Below are 12,114 nucleotides of genomic sequence, written 5' to 3'. Positions count from 1 at the left end.
AAACTTCACTGAGTGGGAAGAAACTTAGTAGAATTGGTACCAATTTAAATCTGTCAACTTTATGCGTGGTCGCAGTATTCAAAATCCACTAGTGATTAGGAGAATGTCAAAATTTAACTGAGACACAAATCAAAAACAATTATTACGCGTTGTGGAGAAGGAGCTAAGTTTGTCTGTAATGGGTTTAGCGCAAATAGACAGTAATTAAGCTGAACTCGGGATAATAAATGCTTTTCTAGCCGCTATCTTTCCTGATTTCTACACTTAATTCACTTGCAATAGATCTCGCTATTGACGCGTGAATTAAGCTTGAACTGAGAAAGTCCTTGCGCCAAGGTTTTCACCAAGGCACAAGTCCGCTGTGTGAAGAGAACGTAATTTATCAAAGATCAAAACCCTTAACGCCGTGGCAGTGGGAATGAGACCTACAGGGATTAAAAGTTTACGTAAGCACCTAATACAAAAGAGGTATCTGACTTATCATTCCAGTCAAAATTGGTTTTTTCTATACCGGCTTTAAGGTTTAAATTTTGCCCTTTCATAAAATAAGTAAAACCTAAACGGACTGAATCGAAGGTACCAATATTAGCTGTATCGGTAGAATCCCATTGTTCATAACCCGCCCAAACTTGCCAATCATTAACTAAAAAGCCGGTTTGTGCATAAAAACCATCACCTTCTGAATTTTTACCATTACCACCTGTTTGTAATAAACCTGCGCCGTCTAATTCCATTTTACTGTATGCTGCTTCAGCAGATAAAGTACCATTACCAATGGGTTGCTCTATAAAACCGTCAACGGTTAATAATGAGTAATCAACAGCCTTACCTGTGTCAACTTCAATAGTCGCGTCTGCTTGTGCGGTATATGATACCCCTAATGAATAAGTTTCCTTTTTACCTAAATAAGTAGATGCGTTGTAGTAACCGCTTTCGGCGTCACCAAAGTTAACTTGAAAACGTCCTGAATACATATAACCATCACTTGCCGCGTCGTCGGCACCATTATATAAGCCAATATAATATTTGTAATGAGTGTCGTTGCTGATATTACCCTTACCAAAAACAGTAGCACCGCCATCACGAACCGCGTATTTTGAACCAAGCCCAGATTTAGTTTCACCAATGGTGGTATTAGAAAACGACTCTAAAGCGCGGCCACCCCAGTTTAATGATTTATAAGCAATGCCTGGGCGATCCAAGGTCATTAATGCTGCGGATGAAGTTAAATTTTGGCGTGATGCAGGCACCATATTTTCACCAACAATAATATTAAAATTTTCACTAGGCTTAAAGGTGATAAAGGCATCGATCATATCCATGCTTTTACCCGATACGTCAGTTTGTAAGAAAATGCTGGCTTTATCAGTAAGGGTTGACCCTAAGCGAAAACGCGCACGGCGTACTTTAAATTCATCTTCTGTATTAACGTCGCCGCTGCGGGTGATTAATAAAGTTTGTAAACGAAAGCCAAGGTCGATTGTGGCATCATCGTTTATTTTAATTTTAGCACCAGCATTAGCTGTGCCTGCCGCGCTTAATAATGCTGCGGTGGTAATAGCAAGAGTTACATTTTTCATTGTTTTCCCCAAAATTCATATAAAGGTTGATTTATTTTTCTAGATTGTTTTTGAATGTTACTAAATGGTATTTCTTTGTATCTATCTCAATATTGCAAGCAGCATACCAATAAATAAAAAAATCAACCTATTGAAAAATAATAAGAAAATATTTATAGATGTTTTTGTTGGGTGAAATTCCACCCAATTACTTTAGTGATGGGTGGCTTTGGTATGTCGGTTATCATCGCGATAAAATAATGGCACTGAGCTGTTATGAGTTGAAAATATCAAAAATAAATGAAAACAGAAAATATCAGGCCAAACAAAATATCAGGCCAGCCATAAGAACAAAATATCAGCAAAATATCAGGCCAGCCATAAGAAAATATCGGCCCAAAATATCGGCCAGCCATAATAGCTCGTCTACATTTCATCTAATAAACTACACTTAATTTACCCTTACTAAGTTCGGTGATTGTCATGCCTAAGCCCCGTTCACAACAAATTAGTTTACTCGATACGCCTTATTATCATATTTGTAGCCGCACGGTACGAAAGGCATTTTTATGTGGTGTAGATAAAGAAACGGGTGTGAGTTATGCGCACACGCGCAGTTGGATAGAAAAACGTATATTTCAATTATCTCAAGCCTTTGCTATCGATATTTGTGCCCATGCTGTTATGCATAACCATTTACACTTGGTATTACATGTAGATAGCGAGCAAGTGAAAAGTTGGACAACAGAAGAAGTATTAAGGCGTTGGCATCGTTTATTTAAAGGCACATTGCTGACTCAGCAATACACAAGTAAACATCCTCTCGATAAGTTTCAACTGGCAATAGTTGAAGAAACCGCGAACATCTATAAACAACGGTTAATCGATATCAGCTGGTTCATGCGCTCGTTAAATGAGCCTATCGCCCGTCAAGCCAACCGAGAAGATAAATGTACAGGACATTTTTGGGAGGGACGCTTTAAATCACAAGCCTTATTGGATGAGGGCGCACTGCTGTCGTGCATGGCTTATGTTGACTTAAACCCCGTCCGTGCGGGTATTGCATCGACACCGGAGCAGTCCGACTTCACCAGTATCCAATTACGTATTAAAGCAGCAATAAAAGGCAGACAACCAGCCGTGTTACTGTCTTTTAGCGGAAATGAACATAAAAGCAAAACCACAGGTATTCGATTCAACTTACAAGATTACTTCACCCTTGTGGATGAAACCGGCCGCATACTCAGAGATGATAAGCGTGGCGCTATTAATCCTAAGGTAACTAAGATACTGGTAAGACTACAGATCAGTGATAAAGGTTGGTTAAAGTTGACCACTAACTTTGAAGGTATTTTTACCGGCGCGGTAGGTACAGCAGAGCACTTATGTGAATTTAGTGAACATGTAGGTCTAAAAAGAACCCACGGCCTAGCGAATGCTAAAATATGTTTGAATAGCGTTTAAGTTTCTTTTTTTAACCCTCGCGAAATCAATGTTAGCTTAAGAGTGGCGGGCAAAGTTCCGCTAACGTTCAGTGAATAGCAAATATTGTGCTCAAATGAGCGGTTAGAGCCGGTAAATTTAGTCAATTACTTTTAAATTGCTCAAAGTGCATCACTCGGTGCGTCACCATTATTGTTTGTATTTATTATGGATGGCATAATTAATTAATTGATTAATTGATTAATTGGCCTGTTACTTGGGCATAGGTCTTTTTATCAAATTACGGAGTTTTAAATCATGGATGAGTCAAAAACTGAAAATATTTATTGGAGATTTATAAAGTGTTTAATCTCAATATCTTTATCAATTGTATTACTTGATCTTTCTGGTGTGGATGCAGCAAAAGCAAATGTTTTTTCATTTGATACGTTTTCATTTGCAATATTAATTCTTCTTTCAAGTTGCTTATATGCTTTTGATAATATGCTTAAAAGTATTGCAGAATTGTTTAATAAACAAGTAAAACATCCTTGAGTAATTAAAAATATAACAAATTAATCAAACGAAAATTGCTGACCAGTGACTACGGCTTAAATAGTCAATAATTTCTTGATTTTAATATCTGTAATATCGGGGCAACTACTGTTAACCTTGCTATTGTTATCGGCTACTTAGGCGACAGAACAGCCAAGTATGAAGTACATTTAATTTTAAAATAAGGACATTTATGAAACATATTTTATTCACCATGATTTTATTAGTGCTCAGCGCTTGTGGCGGCGGGGGCGGTTCTGATAAAAAAGCTGACGACGTCAATAATTTCCCAGATGAAACAGAAAGCTTTACTTTACAGAACATCAGATTTGATTCAAAAGATTACTATGAAGGAGAGCTGGTTACGGTTACAAAAGGGACTAGCTTTGAAGTGCAGTGGGTATCCCCCACCTCAGCATCCTACAAAATAGATTTATATTTATCGGCTAACGATGAAGTACATTCTGATAATAATAAAATAGTAGAACTTAAATGTGGCAGCACTTCTTTCTCACTTTGCCCAAACGCAACTGGTGAAGTTCAATGTAAAATTGATGACAGCAAATTATCTTGCTCTATTGGGAGTGACTTTGTAGGTAGTGCGAATTTTCTGGATGAAAACCTATCAAGCCTAAGGTTTATTATAAAAGGTTGTGACGCCCTCAGTAACTGTGATCTAAAAACGTTTAATTTGTCGGTACAAAATAATACGGGTGATTAAGAATAACCTTGTAGTTAAAAATATCCTATGAAACGTTATTTATTGGAAATCCTACGGGTGCTATTAATATAGCTGGTGTGAACATTTCCTTAGAAAAAGTGAAGCCTATCAATTGTCTATGGTGTTCTACATAACATCAGCTCGGATTGGGTAGTACCATAACTTGTCGATTTATAACGTTATTGGTTGAATTATTCATTAACTCTCTTTAAGTGACAGGTTAACAAAACCGCAATGATACAATTTAGCTGCTAGCAAAGCATTTTACCAACCAATAGTGTGCTATTGGCCGTGAAATAACGCTGATAAACGCTTAAATAGTAGGTAGAATAAAGCGGCTTATACCAATTCTATTAAGTTTGTTCCCACTCAGCGCTGGTAAGCTCCCTAAGGGGGATTTTAAAAGGCTCACAGGTCGCGTTATTGATTTCGATAAGGTTCTCACAGGGATGTGAGTCATTAGAACAACGCAGGAGCAGTTGTCGAGAATAACCCTTATCTTCAATCAACACCTTGCCTCTAAACCTTTTAAATTTCACTGAGTGAGAAATTGGTATTATTATGCCTAGCTACTGATGTGAACGAAATCTTAACGTTGTAGCGTCAGCATCGTAAATCAGCACTCGTTGATAAGCCGGCATTAAGTAACTTTGCGCTGTGGCATTGCTAATAACCTCAGACCATAGTTCGACTTGGGCATTGTTATACTTACTGTAAGTAACACCTAGCGTTGGGTCAAAGCGATAGAAATAGCTATTATCATCAGTATCTGTGCTGGTGTTAAACGTTTGCACGTTAGCATTGCCTTGCAGTAGTCCGTTATCTGCGTAGGTGGTGCCATTAAAACTTGCCCATTCGCTAACATTGTCGGCGGTATATATAGTATTGCCGTCATGGCTGATAGCAAAGTTAGATAAGTTATCAAAAGCTACGTTGGTATAAGCAGGCTCATTGGTTACTGAAACCATTTCACTAGCATAAGCATTATAAGCCAAGACAAAGCGTTCAAGCGATGTTGTTGATTGATTATAAACCATATACACATCAGCACTATTTGCTTGGGCGATTGTTGAGGCAAAAAATGCATTTTCTTGATCCCAGTACTGACGCACTAAGTTAAGATCGGCATACTCAAGTGTTTGGGTAATAACAACAGGTGCACCCGCCACTATTTTTATCATTAGCGGGCGAAAATCTATGGTGATATCATCGCTGTTGATTTGACTAAACTGATAAAGAGTTAAGTCAAACTGATAGTGGTTAACTCGAGTCTGCTCCACTTCATCTTCATTAAGGTAAGTTTCACTATTTGATGCTAAAAGCATAGAGCCATCAGGATGAATGACTAAATTAGTTAAATCGACTCCAGCTAAAGGTGAAGTTGTTGTGTTAATTAATGCGCCAGAAATAATATGATAGGTGCTCAGGCTATCACCACTAGCAACATAAACGTATGGGCGCATAGGATCTAAAACAATCCCTGAGGTATTAAAGCTGATATTTTCTATATCAACATCAATAGCATCACTTGAACCTTTATTGAATGTTACATTAATGCTGCCAGATAATGCTGAACCCGCGGTTGTCGGTGATAAGGTAATTACCGCATTGTGAATACCGTCGGTAGCTATATTTGCTGGCAATCCTGTAATCGTAAGCGTGTTGTTAATGTTATCAGTTGACAGCGATAACCAGTTTACATTTGTACTTGCTTGCCAAGCTATGTTGGTTTCACTATTGGTTATAATATCAACGGTATGCACTAGTGTTTGTTCTGTCGCTAAGCTGTTAAAGGCAAGCGCAGGGTAGTTGCTACTTAATCTGATAGCATCAACCGCAAGTTCAACTAAAATAACTCTTGTGGTGTCAGTTATAGGGTCATAAATTGCAATACTTGCCGTCATTAACCCCCAACCGGTAATTGAGCTACGGTCGATATCAATTAAAATACTATCGCCATTTTCATCACTTTGTTGGGTTAATATTAGCCAAGGCGCATTCGTTGTTGCTTGCCAATCCGTACCAATATTTTGTAGAGTAAGCTCTTGCTGCGCTATTGCGCTGTTACCAAAACTTGTTGTAAAAGCGAGTTTTTTAGCAGAAGTAGAAAATTGACTTAAGTTGATGACACTGATGGTGTTAGCACTTGTTGATGTTAGCACTGCTCGGCTATCGCCATTAGCAATGAACATATTGGTTGGCTGATTTTGCCCTAATTCAATACTATTCGCTATGCTTTGCTGTTCATTGTATACATCAACTTTAAAACCAACAGCATCTTCAAATCTAACGTAGTGAGGGCGATCATTAGCGCTATGAGCAAGGGCCAAATTTGTTAGTGTATCGTCACTATTTAATACGCCATTATCGGTAAATGTTGTACCGTCAAAGCTAATCCATTCGCTGGTTGGGCTGATAGCATAGATATTTTTTTCATCAGCGGTGACATAAAAATCACTAATTTGGTCATTGTCAGCTAAAAGCTCGGGGCGGTAAGTATGACTAATTTTACTGCTAATTGGATTACGGCCAAAATCGTTCACTTTGATATCGATGCGTTTTATCGACATGACGTCAACACTGGTATCTAGCGCAAATAATGCTTGTGTTTGTTCAGCAATATTAAATGCTCGCGCAAAAAAGGCACTGGCGCTATCAAAGCCAACGCGGTTTAGATTCTCATCTGCATATTCTAATACGGCGGTTGCAACGAAGTAGCGTCCGTCAATGCGGACAAACTTTACAGGCTCGCTGATGATATCGGTATCAGCTAACTCAATAAAGCTCATGTCAGCTAAGTTAATTTGATACCTGTGGGTAACTGTTTCGCTGGTCTCTTCATCAATTATCGTCGTTTCGATAGCCTTAGCTAACATGATAGTGGCATCAGGATGAATAATGAGTTGCTCTAATAAGGTTTCTGCCGGTGCGATAACTATCGTTGATAGCAACTCATTGGTATATAAGTGGTAACTGCGAAGCTCGTTGTTAGTGGCAACGTAATATTGAGGCAGTAACGGGTTAATGACTACACCACTGGTGTTTTCACTGTTATTACTATTAGCGACAACTTCAACCGTATTGTTTTTAGTATTTGCATCTGACTTGTAAAAACTGACTTGAATGCTCTGTGCTATTGCGCTCGTTGCTTCGTCACCAGTTAAGGTGATTTCGGCAACTGTTGTGCTGTTATTCGCTAAAGTTGTACTGTCTGCACTGATGGTTAATTGATTGTTTTGTGGATCAGCGGTTAATGTTAACCAACTTGCGTCAGTGCTGGCTTGCCATCCCCAGGGCAAAATACTATTTGAATTGATATTAATCGTGGTTTGGTTGTTACTAATATTACCCGTTTCAGCTAAAGCAACCGTCGCTTTATTAGCAAATAAATGTATGTTATCTAAACTTAATTCAACAGGATATTTAGTGGTGCCTAACGGAGTTGTTATATCTATAGTGCCACTATATAAGTTAGCTTCAGTGAGCTCGCTAAGGTTTGGGGTAGCGGTTATGGTTGTTATACCGTCGGCAAAGCTTTTATCAACACTTAACCAAGGCACTGAACTGGCTAAGGTAAGGTTATCGGAACTTGAACTGAGGCTAATTGTTTTCGCGGCAATGCTTTCAACACCAAAAGTATCATCAAAAGTTAGCGCCTGCCAAATCAGTAGTGAAACATTAATATCAGCATGAGCAAAGTTAGTAGTTGCTGCATCGCCACTGGATAACCTGAGTGTAGTGCCGTATAGGTCTGGGTTAATTCTATCAGCATTAACCACATCAATATGAATGGTAGCGGTGTTACTGGTTAGGTTTTCAATGCGGTAATTTAACCAACCGACGGGGCTTGCAGTAGGGGCAAAACCAAGTAATAAACCATTACCATCAAAGGTAACATCTACGGAAATAGTGTGGCCTTCATCTTGCAAGAATTCATTGGTAAATGCTACCGATGAAAGTGATGCATTAATGTTAAATGTTGGCGTTTGATCACTTGAACCACCACATGCTTGTAAAAATAGTGAACTACATAAAATTAGCCACACTAGACGCATGTTTTTAATTTGTCCTTTCATACAGATCCCTGTTTTTATTAATAGCTAGAGTTTAGCTTTTATTTATGACTGTAAGTAATATCAATGCTATCGACGAATAGGCGATTTTTGAGTGTTTAAAGGGCTTATTCATTCATTACTTTTATAAGTATGAGTTTATTTTGCGCGATTATTAACATAATGTAAAACTTATCCTCATTAATCAACGTGTGATGCTTTTATAGCGGTACTTTTTCTTGCTCTGTGAAGTTGTAAGCTTGACTATTCATCGGTCTATAGCAATGAATATCTTTAGCTATAATGCAGGTTAATTACGTACTTTTAAATCACCTTATTTCAGCAAAGCTATTGTTTTATTATCGCTTAGCAAGAACTTAGCGAAATTAGAGAGGTGAATAATTACAATAAAAGTTGAGCGTAATCTGAGGGATAAGAAGGAATATGGCGATTATTGTGTGCTCTATTATATAACGAACTTTGAATGAAAGGCCTTTCAGCGATAATATGTTAAGTCACCAAATTGTTACAACAGATGCTTGTTGTAATGCCAAAAATGAACGGGGATAAACAACCGTTAATGGCAAAACTGTGTAAAAATTAGCAATAAATCCTTAAATACATTGGTATCTTTAAGCTGAGCTTGCGTATAATAAGCGCTTTGGTGCGTCCCTAATAAAAGTTCAAATAGATAAAGCTAGAACAGTGCGCTTTATGCAACAGCGTGGTTTCTCTATCAACGAAATCATGACACTATTAAACGCTTAAACAGAATTAATTTTTCGAAAAGTTGGAAATTCAAATGATTGAAACTAGTGCCCAATTGCGTCAGGCATTTTTAGATTTTTATGCTTCTAAGCAGCACCAAATTGTTGCAAGTAGCTCTCTTGTTCCTGGCAACGATGCGACATTACTATTTACTAATGCCGGTATGGTACCGTTTAAAGATGTATTTCTTGGTGGTGATACCCGCAGTTATACACGAGCTACGTCAGCACAGCGCTGTGTGCGTGCCGGCGGTAAACATAATGATTTAGAAAATGTCGGCTATACCGCACGTCATCATACTTTTTTCGAAATGTTAGGTAATTTCAGTTTTGGAGATTACTTTAAAAAAGATGCTATTCACTATGCGTGGGAATTTTTAACCACAGTATTGGCATTACCCAAAGAAAAGCTTTTAGTGACTATTTATGAGAGTGATGAAGAAGCATATAACTTTTGGCTAAATGATATTGGCATACCAGCAGAAAAAATTATTCGTATTGGTGATAAGTCAGCAGATAAAAAGTACGAATCTGATAACTTTTGGTCGATGGGTGATACGGGACCATGTGGTCCATGTTCAGAGATTTTTTATGATCACGGAGAAGATATCTTCGGTGGCCCTCCTGGTTCGCCTGATGAAGATGGCGATCGTTTCATCGAAATTTGGAATATTGTTTTCATGCAGTACAACCGTCACGCTGATGGTACGATGGAACCGCTCCCTAAACCGTCGGTTGATACGGGCATGGGATTAGAACGCATTGCAGCAATCATGCAGGGTGTGCATAGCAATTATGAAATTGATATTTTCCAAGGCTTAATTCGTGATACCGCTAAATTACTTGAGTGTGACGATTTAGCGCATAAATCATTGCGCGTTATTGCTGACCATATTCGTTCATGTAGCTTTTTGATCACCGATGGTGTTATGCCGTCAAATGAAGGACGTGGTTATGTTTTACGTCGTATTATTCGTCGTGCTATCCGCCATGGTCATAAATTAGAAGCCAAATCATTCTTCTTTCATAAAATAGTCGCCTCCTTAGCTGAGCAAATGGGGCAGGCATATCCTGAACTTGTTCAGCAACAAGCTATTATTGAAAAAATCTTACGTATCGAAGAAGAACAATTTGGCCGAACATTAGATCGCGGTATGACGTTACTAGAAGATATTCTAGCTGAACTTAAAGGCGATACCATTGCCGGCGATGATGTCTTTAAATTGTATGATACTTATGGCTTTCCAGCAGATTTAACCGCGGATATCGCTCGTGAACGTCAATTAAGCATAGACCTTGAAGGTTTTGATGCTGCGATGACTCAGCAACGTATTCGAGCGCAGAAAGCCAGTCAATTTGGTACTGATTATAACAACACAATTAAGTCTGATCACCGTACCCAATTTAAAGGTTACACCCGTAATGAAATATCATCGACGGTTGTTGAGCTTTTTAATGATGATTCATCCGTGGTTGAACTAAATGCCGGCGAAACTGGTATTGTTGTGCTTGATAAAACGCCATTTTATGCTGAATCTGGTGGACAGGTTGGTGATAGCGGCGTGCTGCATATTGATGATGGTATATTTGAAGTAACAGATACTTTTAAATTAGGTCACGCATTTGCCCACAAAGGTATTGCGCATCACAACATTGGTTTGAACCGCCGTGTCAAAGCAGAGATTAACAGTGAGCGTCGTGCAGCTATTGTTAAAAATCATACCGCTACACATATTTTACACGCGACATTGCGTAAAGTACTAGGTGAACATGTCACGCAGAAAGGTTCTTTATGTGATGCTGAAAAATTACGTTTTGACTTTTCTCATTTTGAAGGCGTTACACGTGAAGAATTAAGCACTATTGAACGTATGGTCAATGAACAAATTCGCAGTAACTTAACTCGTGAAACGCAGTTAATGCAAATTGACGAGGCAAAAGAAAAAGGTGCCATGGCATTATTCGGTGAAAAGTATGACGATGAAGTACGTGTTGTTACTTTAGGCGGCTTTTCTACCGAACTTTGTGGTGGCGTGCATGTTGATCGTACCGGTGACATTGGGTTATTTAAAATTGTTTCTGAGTCAGGCATTGCTGCTGGTGTACGACGCATAGAAGCGGTAACAGCTGAGGCGGCATTAAATTATTTTACTGCCCAAGAGCAAATGTTAAACACTATTGCAGTATTAGTTAAAACTGACCCGGTAAATGTAACCAGTAAAGTTGAACAAGTTATCTTGCGCAATAAAGAGTTAGAGAAAGAACTCGCCCAATTTAAACAGCAATTGGCTAGTCAAGCAGGCTCTGATCTAGTGAGTCAAGCCATTGAATTTAATGGTGTGAAAGCACTTATTGCTAATTTGAACGGTGTTGAGGCTAAATCTCTGCGTGGTATGGTTGATGATCTGAAAAACAAGATGGGTTCAGGCATTATATTGCTAGCTACAGCTAGTGATAATAAGGTGAGCTTGATTGCTGGCGTGACTAAAGATCTTATTGGTCAAGTAAAGTCAGGCGAATTAGTTAATGTCGCAGCACAAGAAGTTGGCGGTAAAGGTGGTGGACGCCCTGATATGGCACAAGCGGGTGGTAGTCAGCCAGAAAACATTGAAGTCGCTTTAAAGGCAGCAAAAGGCTGGTTAGAAGATAAATTAAGCTAACTTAACACCAGAGATTATAAATATACTTAAAGGGGCTTTAGCCCCTTTTTTATTGGCTTTCAAAAAGCTAATAATAGTATAGCTCAGTTCGGGTTAAGCTACTTTATACCAATTCTACTAAGCTTGTTCCCGCTCAGTGAAGTTTAAAAGCTTTAGTGGCACAGGTTCACCGTTCCAGACTGAACCTAAGTACATCCATGTTGGCAAGGCATTGATTAAAGATAATGGTTATTCTCGACATCTGCTCCTGCGTTGTTCTAATGACTCACATCCCTGTGAGAACCTTGTCAAAATCAATAACACCGACGGTAAGCCTTTTAAAATTCCCCTTAGGGAGCTTACCAGCGCTGAGTGGGAACAAACTTAATAGACTTGGTA

6 protein-coding genes and 1 pseudogene are annotated in these 12,114 nt (G+C 38.7%); 5 read left to right on the top strand and 2 right to left on the bottom strand.

What is annotated here, in order from left to right; all coding sequences use genetic code 11:
* Positions 1–40: 40 nt before the first annotated feature.
* Positions 41–205: pseudogene (locus FGD67_RS05535) on the top strand (PhoH family protein); the annotation flags it as partial.
* Between the two features lie 229 nt (positions 206–434).
* Here the strand turns inward: FGD67_RS05535 and FGD67_RS05530 are convergent.
* The gene (locus FGD67_RS05530; protein WP_257174054.1) at positions 435–1,580 is read right to left on the bottom strand and encodes an OprO/OprP family phosphate-selective porin; all 1,146 of its coding nucleotides are present in this window, start codon (positions 1,578–1,580) and stop codon (positions 435–437) included.
* Positions 1,581–2,042: 462 nt separating this feature from the next.
* Between FGD67_RS05530 and FGD67_RS05525 the strand changes: the two genes are divergently transcribed.
* The 3 genes from FGD67_RS05525 to FGD67_RS05515 all read left to right on the top strand — a co-directional run bounded on the left by FGD67_RS05525 (position 2,043) and on the right by FGD67_RS05515 (position 4,257).
* Complete coding sequence (locus FGD67_RS05525; RefSeq protein WP_257174053.1) at positions 2,043–3,023, top strand: transposase; 981 nt, start codon at positions 2,043–2,045, stop codon at positions 3,021–3,023.
* A gap of 276 nt (positions 3,024–3,299) precedes the next feature.
* Positions 3,300–3,536, top strand: coding sequence for a hypothetical protein (locus FGD67_RS05520; protein WP_257174052.1), 237 nt, complete (start codon positions 3,300–3,302; stop codon positions 3,534–3,536).
* A 193-nt stretch (positions 3,537–3,729) separates the two neighbouring features.
* Positions 3,730–4,257, top strand: coding sequence for a hypothetical protein (locus FGD67_RS05515; protein ID WP_257174051.1), 528 nt, complete (start codon positions 3,730–3,732; stop codon positions 4,255–4,257).
* Positions 4,258–4,826: 569 nt separating this feature from the next.
* On the opposite strand, the gene FGD67_RS05510 is transcribed toward FGD67_RS05515, so the two are convergent.
* Positions 4,827–8,333: a hypothetical protein gene (locus tag FGD67_RS05510; RefSeq protein WP_257174050.1), complete on the bottom strand. Its 3,507-nt coding sequence runs from the start codon at positions 8,331–8,333 to the stop codon at positions 4,827–4,829.
* 778 nt (positions 8,334–9,111) lie between these two features.
* Here FGD67_RS05510 and alaS point away from each other — a divergent pair.
* Positions 9,112–11,736: an alanine--tRNA ligase gene (gene alaS / locus FGD67_RS05505; RefSeq protein ID WP_257174049.1), complete on the top strand. Its 2,625-nt coding sequence runs from the start codon at positions 9,112–9,114 to the stop codon at positions 11,734–11,736.
* Positions 11,737–12,114: the final 378 nt, after the last annotated feature.

Source organism: Colwellia sp. M166 (assembly GCF_024585285.1).
Classification (GTDB): domain Bacteria; phylum Pseudomonadota; class Gammaproteobacteria; order Enterobacterales; family Alteromonadaceae; genus Cognaticolwellia.
This window is presented reverse-complemented; position numbering and strand designations above follow the sequence as displayed.